This window comes from Caulobacter hibisci, from assembly GCF_016135805.1.
Classification (GTDB): domain Bacteria; phylum Pseudomonadota; class Alphaproteobacteria; order Caulobacterales; family Caulobacteraceae; genus Caulobacter; species Caulobacter hibisci.
The window spans coordinates 109506-125745 of sequence record NZ_JADWOX010000010.1 but is presented as its reverse complement, the minus strand read 5'-3'; the positions used below and the strand labels follow the sequence as shown (position 1 = coordinate 125745).

The window sequence follows — 16240 nt, the reverse complement described above, 5'->3', positions numbered from 1 at the left end:
TCGCAACCCGCGAGACAATTTGGCGAAGCGCGCCTCTACCCTGCCCGCGTCTCGACCTTCACCCCGGCGGTCAGCATCTTGTGCACCGGGCAGGCCTCGGCGATCTCCATAAGCCGCTGGCGCTGAACGTCGTCGAGGTCGCCGGACAGGGTGATCACCCGGTCGAAGACGTCGGCGGGCACGGCATTGGGGATCCGCCGCCACGTCGTCTCGACCCGCACCTCGCCCAGGGCCCAGCCCTTGCGCTTGGCGTAGAGCCGCAGGGTCTGGGTGGTGCAGGCCGCCAGGCCCGCCGCGACCAGGTCATGCGGATTGGGGCCGACATCGAGGCCGCCTTCCGACGGCTTCAGGTCGCCGGCGAAGCGCGAGGGACCGGCCGTGACCAGGATCTGCACGCCGCCGTGGCCGCTGTCCTCGGCGATGGCGGAAGGGCGGACGACGTCGGTCATGGCGAATCCTCGCGAGCTAGGAGGGCCAGCTTAGGCCCTCCGCCACACGTCGCGCTTGTCGAAATTCGTCCCCCGACGAGCTTCGAAGGGTCTCAGGCGGCCGCGCCAGCCCCGACCTTGAACAGGTGGGTGGCGCCGCGCCAGACCTCGACCTCGTTGGTGCCGCGATGCATGTCGAACAATTCGCCGGCGCGCAGGCGCGCGGCGTGATCGTCGGCGCAGGCCGTCACGTCGAAGCGGGGAACCGAGCCGTCACGCTCGACGCAGAAAAAGGTGAACACCTGCATGGGAACGATTGTCCTCATCAGGCGGGACCGGGTCCATGTTCGATGGGCGGGGCCGCAGCGCCAGCTGACTTTCGCAACCGGCTCTAGAAAACCCAATATAATGAACGCTAAGCGATTCACCATAGGGGTTCGGTTTCTTAACAGGACTCAGTTGGGGATGAATCCGGTCACGAACGGAATCCTCCACTGGAACCGTGGTTCCAATTTGGCGTGAATGCGCTTTCCCTGGACGTCATCACGCACTAGGTTCGCCACCTTTCGCAAACGGCGACGTTAAGAGACTCATGCCCGCGCACTATCTCGATTTCGAGCGACCCATCGCCGATCTGGAAGCCAAGATCGAAGAGCTTTCAAAGCTTTCCGAGACCGCTGGCCCCGGCGCGTTCGACAACGAGATCGTCGCCCTGCGCGAGCGCGTGCAGGTCCTGCGCAAGGAAGCCTATGCCGGCCTCGACGCCTGGCAGAAGACCATGGTCGCCCGCCACCCGCAGCGGCCGCACCTGCGCGATTATGTCGCGGGCCTGATCGACGAGTTCGTCGAGCTGCGCGGCGACCGCAAGTTCGCCGACGACCAGGCCATCGTCGGGGGCCTGGGTCGCTTCCGCGGCGCGCCCGTGGTCGTGATGGGCCATGAGAAGGGCCACGACACCACCACCCGCCTGAAGCACAATTTCGGCATGGCCCGCCCCGAAGGCTACCGCAAGGCCGTGCGCCTGATGGACATGGCCGAGCGCTTCAACCTGCCGGTCCTGACCTTCGTCGATACCGCCGGCGCCTATCCGGGCCTCGGCGCCGAAGAGCGCGGCCAGGCCGAGGCCATCGCCCGCTCGACCGAGCGCTGCCTGACGCTGGGCACGCCGATGGTGACCACGATCACCGGTGAAGGCGGCTCGGGCGGCGCCATCGCCCTGGCTGGCGCCAACCGCGTGCTGATCCTCGAGCACTCGATCTATTCGGTGATCTCGCCGGAAGGCGCGGCCTCGATCCTGTGGCGCGACGGCGGCCGGGCCAAGGACGCGGCCACCAACATGAAGATCACGGCGCAAGACTTGATCAAGCTGCGCATCGTCGACCGCATCGTCGAGGAACCGGCCGGCGGTGCCCATTCGGATCCCGAAGCCGCCATCAAGGCCGTCGGCGACGCGGTTGAGGACGAGCTGAAGAAGCTGTCGGTGCTCACCCCCGCCGAACTCAAGCGCCAGCGCGCAGACCGCTTCTACGCCATCGGCCGCGAAGGCTTGCAGTAATCGCCTTCACTCTCGGAGCGTGATGTCAGTGTCACCCTGGCGACGGCGCGATCAGAGACCACGACGATAGCCCCATACGGAAAAGCGGCTCCAGGCGATCGCGCCTGGAGCCGTTTCTTCATCGCTGTCTGATCCCCTTACTGGCTCAGCTTTTCAAGGCGTTGGCGACCACGTCCCGCGCTTCGTGCTGCACCGACTCGAGGTGATCCGGACCCAGGAAGGACTCCGCGTAGATCTTATAGACATCTTCCGTCCCGGACGGTCGGGCCGCGAACCAGGCATTCTTCGTCGTCACCTTCAGGCCGCCGATCGGCTCGCCGTTGCCGGGCGCGGCCGTGAGGATGTCGGTGATGGCGTCACCCGCCAGGGTCTTGGCGACTACATCGGAGGGGCTCAGCGCGCCAAGCCGCGCCTTTTCCGCGCGACTGGCCGGAGCGTCGATGCGGGCATAGGACGGCGCGCCGTACTGGTCGGTGAGGCTGGCGTACAGTTGGCTGGCGCTGCGGCCGGTCTTGGCCTGGATCTCGGCGGCCAGCAGGGCCAGGAGCAAGCCATCCTTGTCTGTGGTCCACGCCGTACCGTCACGGCGCAAGAACGACGCGCCGGCCGATTCCTCCCCGCCGAAGCCCACCGAACCGTCCAGAAGACCTGGCACGAAGTGCTTGAAACCGACAGGCACTTCCAGCAGGCGACGGCCCAGGCCAGCAACCACGCGATCGATCATCGACGACGAGACCAGCGTCTTGCCCACGGCGACATTGGCGCCCCAGGCCTCGCGGTTGGCGAACAGATAGGCGATCGACGCCGCCAGGTAGTGGTTCGGGTTCATCAGGCCCGCGTCAGGGGTGACGATCCCATGGCGGTCGGCGTCGGCGTCGTTGCCTGTGGCCACGTCGTAGCCCGCGCCGCCGGACATCCCCTGGATCAGGTTGGCCATGGCCGAGGCCGACGAGCAGTCCATCCGGATCTTGCCGTCGCTGTCGAGCGGCATGAAGGCCCAGCATGGATCCACGGCGTCATTGACGACGGTCAGGTCCAGCCGGTGACGCGCGGCTATCTCGCCCCAGTAGCCGACGCTGGCGCCGCCGAGCGGGTCGGCCCCGATTTTCACGCCGGCGGCGCGTATGGCGTCCAGATCGAGGATGCTGGGCAGATCATCGACGTAATGGCTGAGGAAGTCGTAGCGGCTGGCTCCGGCCAGGGCGCGCTCGAACGGGATGCGCCTGACGTCCTTCAACCCGCCTTCCAGCAACTGGTTGGCGCGGGCGGCGATCACCGAGGTCGCCTCGCCGCCGGCAGGGCCGCCAGAGGGGGGATTATACTTGATGCCGCCGTCGCGCGGCGGGTTATGAGACGGGGTCAGCAGGATTCCGTCCGCCTGGCCGGGCCGCTCGCGGTTGTATCGCAGAATGGCGTGCGACACCGCCGGGGTTGGGGTAAAGCCGTCGCGAGAGTCGATAAGGGTCTCCACCCCATTGGCGACCAGCACCTCCAGGGTCGAGCGCCATGCAGGCTCGGACAGGCCGTGGGTGTCACGGCCGACGAAGACCGGACCGTTGATGCCCTGGGCTGCGCGATATTCCACGATGGCCTGGGTGATCGCCAGGATGTGGTCCTCGTTGAACGCCGCATCGAGGCTTGAGCCTCTGTGCCCGGAAGTGCCGAACGCCACACGGTGGGCGACATCGCCCATGTCGGGGTGAACATCGGCATAAGCGCGGATAAGGGCGTCGAAATCTACAAGGTCTTCGGGGCGGGCGCGGCGCCCAGCGTGTTCATGCATATGACAGCCCTGTGAACGGTTGGCGGTTACGATGCGCGAGGACGATGGAATAGTCCCCATATTTCCCGTGTCGCGCGCACCGTTTCATTAGCGTTAGCTAACGTCTCGCGCGTCCCAGGAATAGTGTCCCGTTCTAGATGCGTCGCTTCTTCTGCCTTCCGGACGTTCAATTCTTCTCCTCGCGAAGAGAGAACTCAGCGCTTGCTTCGTAAACCGGCTTTACCGGCTGACACGAAAAAGCCCGCCCCGGTCTCCCAGGGCGGGCTTCGCATGTCAGCCTCGGCGGCCGCTGGTCGTCAGACCAGCGAGCCGTGGCACTGCTTGAACTTCTTGCCCGAGCCGCAGGGGCAGGCGCCGTTGCGGGCGGTGTTCTCCCAGCCTTCCGGCAGGGCCGAGATTGGCAGGGCCTGGCGCTGCTCGGGCGACAGGCCTTCAGGGATGGCGCCGGCCACGGCGGCGTTCTCGCCGGTCAGCGGGTCCAGGTGCACCGGGATCAGGCCTTCCGGCGTGTGCAGGGGCTCGGGCTCGGCATAGGCGATCTCGACCGTCATCAGCCAGCGGGTGGTGTTGCTGCGCAGGTCGCCCAGCAGCTTTTCGAACAGGCTGAAGGCTTCGGTCTTGTACTCGTTCAGCGGGTCGCGCTGGCCATAGCCGCGCAGGCCGATGACGTTGCGCAGGTGGTCCAGGTGCATCAGGTGCTCGCGCCATTGCAGATCGATCATCTGCAGCAGGAAGCTCTTTTCCACTTGGCGCATCTGCTCGGGCGTGATGATCACCTCGCGCTGGGCGGCATATTCGTCGGCCGCCTTGCCGATGCGCTCGCGGAAGGCCTCGTCGTCGACGCCCTCTTCGGCGGCCCATTCCTTCAGCGGCAGGTCGAGGCCGAGAATGGCCTGGACGCGCTCGTGCAGGCCCTCGATGTCCCATTGCTCGGCATAGGCTTTGGGCGGCACGTGACGGCCGACCAGGTCCTCGACCACGTCGGTGCGCATCTCGGCGATGACTTCCGACAGGTCGCTGCTCTCCATGAACTCCTGGCGCTGCTCGAACACGGCCTTGCGCTGGTCGTTGACGACGTCGTCGTACTTCAGGAGGTTCTTGCGGATCTCGTAGTTGCGCTGCTCGACCCGGGTCTGGGCCTTGGCGATGGCGGCGTTCAGCCACTTGTGGGTGATCGCCTCGCCGTCCTGGACGCCGAAGGTGCGCATGATCGCGTCGAGGCGCTCGCCGGCGAAGATCCGCAGCAGGTCGTCTTCGCACGACAGGAAGAACTTCGAACGGCCCGGGTCGCCCTGACGGCCGGTGCGGCCGCGCAGCTGGTTGTCGATGCGGCGGCTTTCGTGGCGCTCGGTGCCCAGAACGAACAGGCCGCCGGCGGCCAGGGCCGCCTTCTTGGCGTCGGCGATCTCGGCTTCCAGCTCAGCGCGGTGGGCGATCTCGTCTTCGTGCGAGACGGTGATGCCCAGGCCCCGCTGCTCGATCTTCCACTTCGACAGGCGCAGGTCGATGCTGCCGCCCAGCTGGATGTCGGTGCCGCGGCCGGCCATGTTGGTGGCGATGGTCACCGCGCCGGGAACGCCGGCGTCGGCGACGATGCCGGCTTCCTGCTCGTGGAAGCGGGCGTTCAGCACCTGGTGCGGGATGCCCTTCTGCTTGGCGCCCTTGTTTTCCCACTCGTAGGCGTCGAGCAGCTTGGACAGCTCTTCGGACTTTTCGATCGACACGGTGCCGACCAGGATCGGCTGGCCGCGGCTGTGGCAGTCGGCGATCTGCACCAGGATGGCGCGGTTCTTCTCGGCCTCGGTGCGGTAGACCTCGTCGTCGTCGTCGATGCGTTGGATGACGCGGTTGGTCGGGATTTCGCTGACGCCCATCTTGTAGATGTCGTCGAACTCCTGGGCCTCGGTCGAAGCCGTGCCGGTCATGCCCGACAGCTTGGTGTAGAGGCGGAAGTAGTTCTGGATGGTCACCGAGGCCAAGGTCTGGTTCTCGGGCTGGATGGCGGCGCCTTCCTTGGCCTCAATGGCCTGGTGCAGGCCTTCCGACAGGCGGCGGCCGGTCATCATGCGACCGGTGAACTCGTCGATCAGGACGATTTCGTCGCCCTTGACGATGTAGTCCTTGTCGCGCGTGTACAGCACGTTGGCCCGCAGGGCCTGGTTGACGTGGTGCACGATCGAGATGTTGGCCGCGTCGTAGAGCCCGGCCGTGTCCTCGGCCAGGTGGTTGCCCGCGATCAGGACCTCTTCGATCTTCTCCTGGCCTTCTTCGGTCAGGATGACCTGCTTCTGCTTCTCGTCGTGGTCGTAGGTGGTCTTGTCCTTGATGAGCTCCTTCACCAGGACGTCGATGGTCTTGTAGAGCTCGCTGCGGTCCTCGGTCGGGCCGGAGATGATCAGCGGGGTGCGGGCCTCGTCGATCAGGATCGAGTCGACCTCGTCGACGATCACGTAGTGGTGGCCGCGCTGGACCATCTCGTTGACGTCATAGACGAGGTTGTCGCGCAGGTAGTCGAAGCCGAACTCGTTGTTGGTGCCGTAGGTGATGTCCGACTTGTAGGCGCGCTGGCGGTCGCCCTGCGACAGGCCGTTGACGATGATGCCGTAGGACAGGCCCATGAAGTTGTAGAGCTGGCCCATCCACTCGGCGTCGCGGGTGGCCAGGTAGTCGTTGACGGTGATGACGTGCACGCCCTTGCCGTCCAGGGCGTTCAGGTAGGTCGGCAGGGTGGCGACCAGGGTCTTGCCCTCGCCGGTGCGCATTTCCGAGATACCGCCGAAGTGCAGCACCATGCCGCCGACCAGCTGGACGTCGAAGTGGCGCATGCCCAGCACGCGCTTGGAGGCCTCGCGCACGGCGGCGAAGGCTTCGTCGAGGATGTCGTCGAGGGTCGCGCCCTTTTCCAGGCGATCCTTGAATTCCTGGGTCTTGGCCTTCAGCGCCTCGTCCGACAGGGCGGCCATGGCGGGTTCGAACGCATTGATCTTGGCCACGCGGCTCTGCAGCGTCTTGACCTTGCGTTCGTTGGACGAACCGAAGAGCTTTTTGGCGAAGCCGAGCATGCAGAAGGGATCCGGAACGAGAACTAGTGAGGCCGGCGCTAAGGCTTGTGGGCCTTCACTACGGTAATGACGTTGCGCCGGATCGCGGAAAACCACTGAAAACGGCGCGCGCGCGAGACTTAAGCACCGCCCCTCCCAGTGTCAACGAAGGCCCCGCCCGCCTCGGCGTCGAAAAACGCCGATCGGTGTAGCTTGCTCCCGGCGCACGAATTCTGCCCGTGCGGCGAGCCGATGCGACGCCCAAACCGTTGGAACCGCGTGGAGTTCCGCCAAGCCCCGGCCTTCGCGCGAAGTTTAGCCGCCCGAGGCCGCCGAAACGGCTTCCCCTTTGGCCTGACGCGCTCTAGAGCGCTTTTCTTGAGTTCAGCGGAGATCCGCGTCCGATGCACCCTGCCCGCCCCCGTTCCGTGATGCTCGCCGCCGTGCTCGGCCTGGCGCTGCTGGTCGCCGCCTGCGGCCGCGGCGGGGTCGACGAACGGCCGCCCGAGCCGGGCGACACGGCCGTGGCCCGGGTCGACGGCCACGCGGTCTGGGCCTCCGACGTCAAGCGCGAGGCGGTGGCCCAGGGGCTGATCGGCGAAGGCGAGCCGCTCGACGTCTCGTCCGATCTGTTCCGCCGCGTCCTCGACGAGGTGGTCGACCAGAAGCTGCTGGCCGCCGAGGCCATCCAGCGCAAGCTCGACAAGGATCCCGTCGCCCAGCGCCGCCTGGCCGCCGCCCGCGAGCGCATCCTCGGCGACATGCTGGTCGAGGGCATGGTCGAGAAGGCCGTCACCGAGGACAACATCCGCGGCCTCTATGCCGAGCAGCAGAAGCTGGCCAAGCAGTCGGAAGAGATCCGCGCCCGCCAGATCCTGGTGCCCAGCCAGGCGGAAGCCGAAAGCGTCAAGAAGCTGCTGGCCACCGGCGCCTCGTTCGACGCCCTGGCCATGGAGCGCTCCAAGGACGAGGCCACCCGCTTCAAGGGCGGCGACCTCGGCTATTTCACCGTCGACGTCATGCCAGAGGCCTATGCCGGCGCCCTGAAGGACGCCAAGGCCGGCGACCTGGTCGGTCCGTTCCATTCCGACGGCCAGTGGGTGGTGCTCCGCGTCGAGGACAAGCGCCTCGAAGCCCCGCTCAGCCTGGAGGAGGCGCGGCCGCAGATCGTCCGCTTCCTGACCTACGACCAGGTCCGCGACCTGCTGGAGAAGCTGCGTTCGGGCGCCAAGGTGGAGATGCTGGCCGGCAAGGGCCAGGACGTCCCCGGCGCCCCGCAGGAACCGGCCTCCGCCCCGTCCGGCGCCGCCGCCCCCGTTTCCGACCTCGACAGCGCGCCGCCCGCCTCGGCGCCCGCCCAGACCCCGGCAAAGAAATGACCCGCAAGCCTACCAAGACGCCTACCGCCGCTCCGAAAGCCGCCGAAAAGGCGCCCGCCACCACGACTCCGGCCGAGATCGTCGGCCAGGTCGGCGCCAGCGTCGGCCATGCCCTGGACCGCGCCCTCGACCCGCTGGCCTCGGCCCTGAAGCGCGCCGGCCTGCGCCGCGCCCAGAAGTCGGCCGGCGAGACCGTTCCCGCCCAGGCCGCCGCGCCGGCGACGCCCGCCGTCGCCCCGGGCAAGCCGGGCCTGGCCGTGTCGCCGCTGGTCGTGCCGTTCCCGACCATCCCGCCGATCGCCGGGGTCGAGATCGCCACGGGCCGCGCCGGCTTCTACAAGCACGAGCGTCCCGACCTGCTGCTGATGCGCTTCGCCGAAGGCACCTCGGGCGCCGGCGTCTTCACCCGCCACGGCGTCGGCTCGGCTCCGGTCGACTGGTGCAAGCGCCAGCTGGCCGCCAGCGGCGGCGCCGACGTGCGCGCCCTCGTGGTCAACGCCGGCTGCGCCAACAGCTTCACCGGCAAGCCCGGCGCCGACGCCGTGCGCCGGGTGGCCACCGCCGTGGGCAAGCGCTTCGACTGCCGCCAGCGCGACGTGATGATGGCCTCGACCGGCGTCATCGGCGTGATCCTCGACGACAGCAAGATCACCTCGAACCTGCGCGAGGTGGAAACCCGCCTCACCGCCGACGGCTGGGCCGCCGCCGCCTCGGCGATCATGACCACCGACACCTTCCCGAAGGGGGCCTACGCGACCGCCTTGATCGACGGCCACGAGGTCAAGATCGCCGGCATCGCCAAGGGCTCGGGCATGATCGCGCCGGACATGGCCACCATGCTGGCCTTCGTCGCCACCGACGCGGCCATCGCCCCGGCCGCCCTGCAGACCCTGGTCTCGCTCTACACCCGCACCACCTTCAACTGCGTGACCGTGGACGGCGACCGCTCGACCAACGACACCCTGTTGCTGTTCGCCACCGGCCAGTCGGGCGCGCCGAAGATCAGCCGTCCGGGCGACAAGCGCCTGGCCGACTTCCGCGAAAAGCTGGAAGGCGTGCTGCTGGATCTCGCCCTGCAACTGGTCCGCGACGGCGAGGGCGCCACCAAGTTCGTCAAGATCACCGTCAACGGCGCCGAGAGCCCGCTGTCGGCCCGCAAGATCGCCCGCACCATCGCCGAGAGCCCGCTGGTCAAGACCGCCTTCGCCGGCGAGGACGCCAACTGGGGCCGCATCGTCATGGCCGTCGGCCGCGCCGACGAGCCGGTCAATCGCGAGAAGATCAGCGTCAAGTTCGGCGACCTCTACGCCGCCCGCGACGGCCTGGTCTCGGCCGAGTACGACGAAGCGGCCATGAGCGCCTACATGAAGCATCAGGAACTCGAGGTCACCGTCGAGGTCGGCGTCGGCAAGGGCTCGTCCACCGTCTGGACCTGCGACCTGACCAAGCAATACGTGGCCATCAACGGGGATTACCGGTCGTAATCCCCCTGCCTCCTAGCACGCGGCGCCGAACCTTGGCCGCGCCTATGGAGCAATGGCGACCACGGCCTGATCGGCTTTTCCGGGGGCGGGCGAGAATGCGACGGTGCCGGCGACCGTCCTGAGCACGAACTTGCCGTCCGCCTGACGGGGCAGCTCGGTCGTATCCACCTCGCGACCGCCCGCGAACGTTGCGACGCGCGCGCGATCCCCTTGCCAGCCGGCGAAGCGATACTCGATCTGCAGGTCGGCCGGGATATCGACCGCTCGCAGCTCGAAGACCGGCGCGTGGGTGAAGTCGAAGCTTCCGGTCGCCGGGCTGAATTGGGTCCACAGCCACGGGTTCATACGGGTCGGCGCGATGGCCGCGACCCCGCCGCTGCCTCGCAACAGGCAGATGCTGTCGCGCTTGCCGCCGACGACCTTGGGCAGGAAGCACCACAGCTCGGACGGCTCGCCCGCACCGCGCGGGCCGAAGGCGCGGAACGTGCCGGCATAGTATCCCGGAGCGCCGGCCGGAGCCTGGACGCCGGGCACGGTGATGCTGAAGCCAACCACGTCCTCGACCAACTGAGCGGTGTGCCGATAGCGATAGGCAGACTTGATCAGTGTCCCGCCCTTGGCGACGGGCTGGCTGGCGATCGTGGCCGGACCCACCGCGGTGATGACGCCCGAGAACGGCACGTCCGGATCGCCGGCGCGTTGCGCGGGCGTCAGGGTCGGCGCGGCGTTAAGCGGCGCCGTCGGCATGCTGCCGCACGCCGCCAGCCCAAGCAGAGCAACGGCCATCGAGCCGGCCAGAAACACGAACTTCATCAACGCCACCCCCAGTAGAGCGGCGATGTGATTTTCGCGCAGCCGTTTCGTCAAGCGTATTGACGCCGGACGCTCAAAAAACGCCTTCAGAACCCGTACAACGCCGCGTATTCCGCATCCTTGGCGGCGATCTGCCTGGCGCAGTCGACCATCACCTTGGCCTGTTTCCAGGTGGCGTCGTCCTGCATCTTGCCGTCGATCATCGCCACGCCCGAGCCGTCGGGCATGGCTTCGAGGATCCGCTTGGCGAAGGCCACCTCGGCGGGGTCGGGGCTGAAGACCTGCTTGGCGATGGCGATCTGGCTGGGGTGCAGGCTCCAGGCGCCGGCGCAGCCCATCAGGAAGGCGTTGCGGAACTGCTGCTCGCAGGCGACCGGATCGTCAATCGCCCCGAACGGACCGTAGAACGGCTTGATGCCGTGGGCCGCGCAGGCGTCGACCATCTTGGCGAAGGTATAGTGCCAGAGATCCTGCTGCACGCTGGCCCGAGGCGATCCGTCCGCATGCGGATCTTCGATCACCCGATAGCCCGGATGGCCGCCGCCGACCCGGGTGGTCTTCATCGCCCGACTGGCCGCGAGATCCGCCGGACCCAGCGAAATGCCCTGCATGCGCGGGCTGGCGCCGGCGATCTGCTCGACGTTCATGACCCCCTCGGCCGTCTCGAGGATGGCGTGCAGCAGGATCGGCCGGGTGACGCCGTGCTTGGCCTCCAGCGAGGCCAGCAGTTGGTCGATATAGAAGATGTCCCACGGCCCCTCGACCTTGGGGACCATGATCACGTCGATCTTGTCGCCGGCCTTCTCGACCAGGGTCGCCACCTCGTCCAGGTGCCAGGGCGAGTTCAGGCAGTTGATCCGCACCCACAGCCCCACGCCAAGGGCCTTGAAGTCGACCTCGCGGGACAGGGCGATCGTCCCGGCCAGGGCCGCGCTCTTGGCGTCGGCGGGGATGGCGTCTTCCAGATTGGCCAAGATCACGTCGACCGTCGGGGCTATCTCGCCGACCTTGGCGCGCACCTTCTCCAGGTGCGGCGGCACGAAGTGGATCATCCGCTCGACGCGGGCGGGAAGCTCGCGCCACGGCGCCGGCGCGCCGATGGCCAGGGGTTTGAAGAAGCCTCGGGCGGTCTTCATGCGCGTCTTCCCCGTTGATTGTTATTTCGCAGTTGCGAGAAGACTGCGGCGGGGCGGCCAGAGGGTCAAGGCCGACGCGGAAGATGGTCCTCTCCCAACTCCCGTCATTCCCGCCCTTGTGGCGGGAAGCCCTCCGTCAGCCGCAAGGGCAGAAGGGGCGGACTGCTTAGCAGTCCGCTGGCGCTTCACGTGCGAACGGAACCAGGGTTTCCCGCCACAAGGGCGGGAATGACGGGAAATGGGGTTAGGGAGAAGCCGGTCGTGGCGGCGGCGCCTCATCGGGATCCTCGCGGCCCAGCTCGTCGGCGGCGTCGTTGCTCGAGGCCGGCGCGGTCGCCTTGCCCCGCCCCTTCCGCGCCGCCTTCGGCTCCAGCCGCAGGGCCGCCCGGGCGTCCTCGCCCTCTTCGCCGAACAGGCCGCGCAGCCGCACGTCGCGCTGCGGATAGGGGATCTCGATGCCGGCCCCGCGCAAGGCGTCGTCGATGGCCCAGGTATAGGCCGCGAAGATCGCCGCCGGGCGGCGGACGGCCTCCACCGTCGGCCAGACGATCAGCTCGAACTTCAGGGCGTGCTCGCCATAGCCGACCAGCCACACCTGGGTGCGGCGCACGGCGTCGTCGGCGCTGGTGAAGGGCACGCTGCGAGCCGCCTTCAGCACCGCCTCGCGCACCACCTCCTTGTCGACCCCGAAGGCCGTGACGAAAGGCACGCGGATGCGGCGGGTGGTGTTGCGCAGGGTCCAGTTGACCACTTGGTCGTTGACCAGCACCGAGTTGGGCACGATCACGTCGGTGGCGTCGTTGGTGCGGATGCGCGTGGCGCGCGGCCCGATCTCGTGCACCACCCCGCGCGAGCCGTTCGACAGTTCGACGAAGTCGCCCACCGCGATCAGCCGCTCGAACACCAGGCTGACGCCCGAGGCGAAATCCTTGATAACGCCCTGCAAGCCCAGGCCTACACCCACCCCGACCGCCCCGGCGAACACCGTCAGCGAGGTCAGGTCGATGCCCATGGTCGACAGGCCGGCCAGCAGGCCGATGACCACCAGGCCGTAGGTCGTCAGCTTCTCGACCACATACAGCGACGAGGCGTTGTCGGCGGCCCGGGCCCGCAGCCGCCTAAGCCCCGCCGCCGCCAGCCGCGCGGCCAGCAGGGCGGCGATGACGATGACGATCCCGGCCCCCAACCCGCCCACCGTGATCGCCGACTTGCCGAGCTTGACCAGCTCCAGGGCGTCCAGGCGTTGCAGCGGGTTGTCGGTCATGGACGGGAGTTGAGCTCCGCTGGAGCCCGCTTTCAAGTCCCGCCGCGAGCCGTCACAAAAGGCCCCCCCCCCCATGGGGGACCGTTGCGAAATTGGCTGACTGTGATTCCCTGCTGCTGAGGCGGGGAGGTTTTCCATGTCGGTGAAGATGACGGGCCAGCTTGGGTTTGGAGAGATCGGCGCGGGGCGTCGGGCCGGCAGCGCGGCGCTGGAGCGGTTGTCGGAACTGGTGGACTGGTCGGGCTTCGAGAAGGGGCTGGCGGGTCTGCGCGAGGATGGGCCCGGACGGCCGGGCTATCGGCCGCTGCTGCTGTTCAAGGCGTTGCTGCTTCAGGCCTGGTACGGGCTGTCGGACGCGGAACTGGAGTTTCGGCTGGGCGACAGCCTGTCGTTCAGCCAGTTCGTGGGGCTGAGCCTGGAAGATGCGGTTCCCGATCACACGACGCTGTGCCGGTTCCGCAACCGGCTGGTGAGCCAGCGGCTGCTGGAGCGCCTGTTCGGCGATCTGGACCGCCAGCTGGAGGGGGCGGGCCTGGTGCTCAAGCAGGGCGCGATGCTGGACGCCACCCTGATCGAGGCGGCGACGCCGCGGCCGCGGGGCGATAAGGAGGCTCTGGCCAAGGCCAGGGACCCGGATGCGGCCTTCGCCAAACGCCAGGGCAAGCCCGGCTCGACCTACGGCTACAAGGCCCATGTGAACGTGGACCGGGGGTCTGGCTGGTGCGGGCCGTGATCACCACGCCGGCCAACGTCAACGACACCGTCCCGGCCGACGCCCTGATCCGAGGCGACGAGGCGGCCGTCTATGCCGACAAGGCCTACGACACCCATGCCCGGCGCGCCCGGCTCAAGCTGGCCGGCGTCAAGCCTCGCCTGATGCGTCGGCCCAACCGCTATCATCCCCTGACCGACCGTCAGAAGCGCTTCAACGACCTGATCGCCGTTCGCCGCGCCGCCGTCGAGACCACCTTCGCCACCTGGAAGCGCCGCATGGGCCTGACCCGCGTCCGCTACCTGGGCCTGGCCAAGGCCGCCGGCCAGGTGCTGCTCACCGCCATGGCCTTCAACTTGAGACGCGCCGCCGTCCTGACCGCCTGATCACGCCACAACTACGTCCAGACGCGGCCGAAACCGCCTCTCGGAGGCGCCGAACTACGTCTTTGCAGGCCCAGATCCTGCGGCAGGGGCGTAACGCAGCGGTCCCCCCATGGGGGAGGCGGCCGAAGGCCGGTGGGGCGAAGTTTTCAGCCGTCGAGGCGCTGGCCAATCTCGAAATCACGCCCCCCACCGATCGCTGCGCGATCGCCTCCCCCACAGGGGGAGGTTCTCGCGTCGCGGGCTCGCTTCAGATCAGCGGCCCACCATCGCCAGCCCAGCCTCGGCATAGCGCGCGCCTTCGACCTCCGTCTCCGGCACCGCCGCGGCGATCCGCGCCAAGTCGTCGGCGCTCAGCACGACGTCCACCGCGCCCACGTTCTCCTCCAGCCGTGCGACCTTCGTCGTGCCCGGGATCGGCGCGATGTCCGGCCCTTGCGCCAGCAGCCAGGCCAGGGCCAGCTGAGCGGGCGTCACGCCCTTGTCGTCGGCCAGCTCGACCAGGGCCTCGACCAGCGACTGGTTCTTGGCGAGCGCCTCGCCCTGGAAGCGCGGCAGGGTCGAGCGGAAGTCGTCCTTGCCGAAGCCGTCGCCAGCCTTGATCGCGCCGGTCAGGAAGCCGCGGCCGAGCGGGCTGTAGGGCACCAGGCCGATGCCCAGTTCGCGGAGGGTCGGCAGCACCTCCGCCTCGATCCCACGCGTCCACAGCGAATACTCGCTCTGCAGGGCCGCCACCGGCTGCACCGCATGAGCCTTGCGGATCGTCCCCGCCCCGGCCTCCGACAGGCCGAAATGCTTGACCTTGCCCTCGGCGATCAGGTCCTTGACCGTTCCGGCCACATCCTCGATCGGCACGCCCGGATCGACGCGGTGCTGGTAGAGGAGGTCGATGACCTCGACGCCCAGGCGCTTGAGCGAGGCCTCGGCCACGGCGCGGATGTTGTCGGGCCGCGAATTGACGCCGCGCATGCGGGCCACGCCCGTCTCGTCGGGGGCGATGTCGAAGCCGAACTTGGTGGCGATCACCACCCTATCGCGGAAGGGCTTCAGCCCCTCGCCGACCAGCTCCTCGTTCACGTAGGGACCATAGACCTCGGCGGTGTCGAAGAAGGTGACGCCCAGGTCGACGGCCTTGGCCATCAGGTCGAACATCGCCTGCTTGTCGGGCGCCGGCCCATAGGCCCAGCTCATGCCCATGCAGCCGAGACCGAGGGCCGAGACCTCCAGGCCATCGCCGAGTTTGCGCGTCTTCATGGGCAGCTCCTTTTTCGGGATATCGGTCACGGACCGCGCCGCGACATCGGGGAGATGGGCCTGAACGGCCGAAACGATAACCGCTTGCGGTCTCAACGCACTCCTGAGCATCTCTCAGCAATGAACGCCCGCCCCCTGCCCGACCTCGCCGTCTTCGCCCTGGTCGCCGAGCGCCGCAGCTTCCGCGCCGCCGCCCAGGCCCTGGGCGTCACGGCTTCCGCCTTGAGCCATACGATCCGCAATCTCGAGGCCCGGCTGGACGTGCGGCTGCTCAACCGCACCACCCGCAGCGTCGCCCCCACCGAGGCCGGCGAGCGGCTTCTTGCACGGCTTGGACCTGCCCTGGCCGACATCGACGCGGCCCTCGACGACATCGCCCAGTTCCGCGATCGCCCCGCCGGCCGCCTGCGCATCAACGTCGCCAGCACGGCGGCCCGCATGCTGCTGGCCCCGCGCCTGGGCGGCTTCATGAACGCCTATCCCGACGTGCGGGTCGAGATCGTCTGCGAGGACGCCCTGGCCGACATCGTCGCCGGCGGCTTCGACTGCGGCGTGCGGCTGGGCGAGCGGCTGCAGGCCGACATGATCGCCGTGCCGCTCAGCGGCGAGCTCTCCCAGGCCCTGGTCGCCACCCCCGACTACATCGCCCGCCACGGCGCCCCCACCGCGCCGGAAAACCTGATGAGCGGCCATCGCTGCCTGCTGGTGCGCCGCAGCTCGGGCCAGCCCTATCCGTGGGAGTTCGAGCGCCAAGGCCGCCTGGTCGTCGTCACCCCGCCCGCCTGCCTGCTGACCGACAACGGCGTGGTGCTGCTGGAGGCCTGCCGGGCCGGCGCGGGCCTGGCCTTCCCATTCCGCGAAGCCGTCGCCGACGACATCGCCGCCGGCCGCCTGGTCGCCTTGCTGGAAGACTGGTGCGAGCCCTTCCCCGGCTTCTTCCTCTACTACCCCAGCCGCCGCCAGCTTTCCCCGGCGCTGCGGGCGTTCATCGACTGGATGCGGGCATAG

The 16240-nt window shown here is 68.3% G+C and carries 12 protein-coding genes and 1 pseudogene; 5 read left to right on the top strand and 8 right to left on the bottom strand.

What is annotated here, in order from left to right:
• Positions 1-35: 35 nt before the first annotated feature.
• Together I4Q42_RS15270 and I4Q42_RS15265 are read right to left on the bottom strand one after the other, a co-directional pair.
• On the bottom strand, positions 36-449 hold the full coding sequence (locus I4Q42_RS15270) for an OsmC family protein (RefSeq protein ID WP_198576941.1): 414 nt from the start codon (positions 447-449) through the stop codon (positions 36-38).
• A gap of 92 nt (positions 450-541) precedes the next feature.
• Complete coding sequence (locus tag I4Q42_RS15265) at positions 542-736, bottom strand: hypothetical protein (protein WP_198576940.1); 195 nt, start codon at positions 734-736, stop codon at positions 542-544.
• Between the two features lie 284 nt (positions 737-1020).
• Between I4Q42_RS15265 and I4Q42_RS15260 the strand changes: the two genes are divergently transcribed.
• A complete protein-coding gene (locus I4Q42_RS15260; protein WP_198576939.1) occupies positions 1021-1983 on the top strand; it encodes an acetyl-CoA carboxylase carboxyltransferase subunit alpha in 963 nt (320 codons plus the stop codon).
• Positions 1984-2128: 145 nt separating this feature from the next.
• On the opposite strand, the gene pgm is transcribed toward I4Q42_RS15260, so the two are convergent.
• Positions 2129-3766: a phosphoglucomutase (alpha-D-glucose-1,6-bisphosphate-dependent) gene (pgm, locus tag I4Q42_RS15255; protein WP_198576938.1), complete on the bottom strand. Its 1638-nt coding sequence runs from the start codon at positions 3764-3766 to the stop codon at positions 2129-2131.
• A gap of 296 nt (positions 3767-4062) precedes the next feature.
• Positions 4063-6828 (bottom strand): preprotein translocase subunit SecA, encoded by a 2766-nt coding sequence (gene secA / locus I4Q42_RS15250; RefSeq protein WP_198576937.1) that lies wholly within the window; start codon positions 6826-6828, stop codon positions 4063-4065.
• Positions 6829-7211: 383 nt separating this feature from the next.
• On the opposite strand from secA, the gene I4Q42_RS15245 reads away from it, so the two are divergent.
• Positions 7212-8186: a peptidylprolyl isomerase gene (locus I4Q42_RS15245; RefSeq protein ID WP_198576936.1), complete on the top strand. Its 975-nt coding sequence runs from the start codon at positions 7212-7214 to the stop codon at positions 8184-8186.
• The gene (gene argJ / locus I4Q42_RS15240; protein WP_232793165.1) at positions 8183-9670 is read left to right on the top strand and encodes a bifunctional glutamate N-acetyltransferase/amino-acid acetyltransferase ArgJ; all 1488 of its coding nucleotides are present in this window, start codon (positions 8183-8185) and stop codon (positions 9668-9670) included. The genes I4Q42_RS15245 and argJ overlap by 4 nt, the downstream gene beginning before the upstream one ends.
• Positions 9671-9712: 42 nt before the next feature.
• Here the strand turns inward: argJ and I4Q42_RS15235 are convergent, their stop codons facing one another.
• The 3 genes from I4Q42_RS15235 to I4Q42_RS15225 form a co-directional block, all read right to left on the bottom strand.
• A complete protein-coding gene (locus I4Q42_RS15235; protein ID WP_198576935.1) occupies positions 9713-10537 on the bottom strand; it encodes a hypothetical protein in 825 nt (274 codons plus the stop codon).
• Between the two features lie 32 nt (positions 10538-10569).
• On the bottom strand, positions 10570-11619 hold the full coding sequence (locus I4Q42_RS15230; RefSeq protein WP_198576934.1) for an HpcH/HpaI aldolase/citrate lyase family protein: 1050 nt from the start codon (positions 11617-11619) through the stop codon (positions 10570-10572).
• A 244-nt stretch (positions 11620-11863) separates the two neighbouring features.
• Positions 11864-12883, bottom strand: coding sequence for a mechanosensitive ion channel family protein (locus tag I4Q42_RS15225; RefSeq protein WP_198576933.1), 1020 nt, complete (start codon positions 12881-12883; stop codon positions 11864-11866).
• 136 nt (positions 12884-13019) lie between these two features.
• Here I4Q42_RS15225 and I4Q42_RS15220 point away from each other — a divergent pair.
• Positions 13020-13981 (top strand): annotated as a pseudogene (locus I4Q42_RS15220) (IS5 family transposase).
• Positions 13982-14233: 252 nt separating this feature from the next.
• Here the strand turns inward: I4Q42_RS15220 and I4Q42_RS15215 are convergent.
• Positions 14234-15232 carry an aldo/keto reductase gene (locus I4Q42_RS15215; protein ID WP_198576932.1) on the bottom strand — a complete coding sequence of 333 codons (999 nt, stop codon included), beginning with the start codon at positions 15230-15232 and terminating at the stop codon, positions 14234-14236.
• 120 nt (positions 15233-15352) lie between these two features.
• Between I4Q42_RS15215 and I4Q42_RS15210 the strand changes: the two genes are divergently transcribed.
• Complete coding sequence (locus I4Q42_RS15210; protein WP_198576931.1) at positions 15353-16240, top strand: LysR family transcriptional regulator; 888 nt, start codon at positions 15353-15355, stop codon at positions 16238-16240.

What these genes read in the sequence shown, in the direction of transcription:
- I4Q42_RS15230 (WP_198576934.1), bottom strand. Translation starts at nt 11,619, where the DNA reads ATGAAGACCGCCCGAGGCTTCTTCAAACCCCTGGCCATCGGCGCGCCG.
- I4Q42_RS15265 (WP_198576940.1), bottom strand. Translation starts at nt 736, where the DNA reads ATGCAGGTGTTCACCTTTTTCTGCGTCGAGCGTGACGGCTCGGTTCCC.
- I4Q42_RS15215 (WP_198576932.1), bottom strand. Translation starts at nt 15,232, where the DNA reads ATGAAGACGCGCAAACTCGGCGATGGCCTGGAGGTCTCGGCCCTCGGT.
- I4Q42_RS15245 (WP_198576936.1), top strand. Translation starts at nt 7,212, where the DNA reads ATGCACCCTGCCCGCCCCCGTTCCGTGATGCTCGCCGCCGTGCTCGGC.
- I4Q42_RS15210 (WP_198576931.1), top strand. Translation starts at nt 15,353, where the DNA reads ATGAACGCCCGCCCCCTGCCCGACCTCGCCGTCTTCGCCCTGGTCGCC.
- I4Q42_RS15260 (WP_198576939.1), top strand. Translation starts at nt 1,021, where the DNA reads ATGCCCGCGCACTATCTCGATTTCGAGCGACCCATCGCCGATCTGGAA.
- pgm (WP_198576938.1), bottom strand. Translation starts at nt 3,766, where the DNA reads ATGCATGAACACGCTGGGCGCCGCGCCCGCCCCGAAGACCTTGTAGAT.
- argJ (WP_232793165.1), top strand. Translation starts at nt 8,183, where the DNA reads ATGACCCGCAAGCCTACCAAGACGCCTACCGCCGCTCCGAAAGCCGCC.
- I4Q42_RS15270 (WP_198576941.1), bottom strand. Translation starts at nt 449, where the DNA reads ATGACCGACGTCGTCCGCCCTTCCGCCATCGCCGAGGACAGCGGCCAC.
- secA (WP_198576937.1), bottom strand. Translation starts at nt 6,828, where the DNA reads ATGCTCGGCTTCGCCAAAAAGCTCTTCGGTTCGTCCAACGAACGCAAG.
- I4Q42_RS15225 (WP_198576933.1), bottom strand. Translation starts at nt 12,883, where the DNA reads ATGACCGACAACCCGCTGCAACGCCTGGACGCCCTGGAGCTGGTCAAG.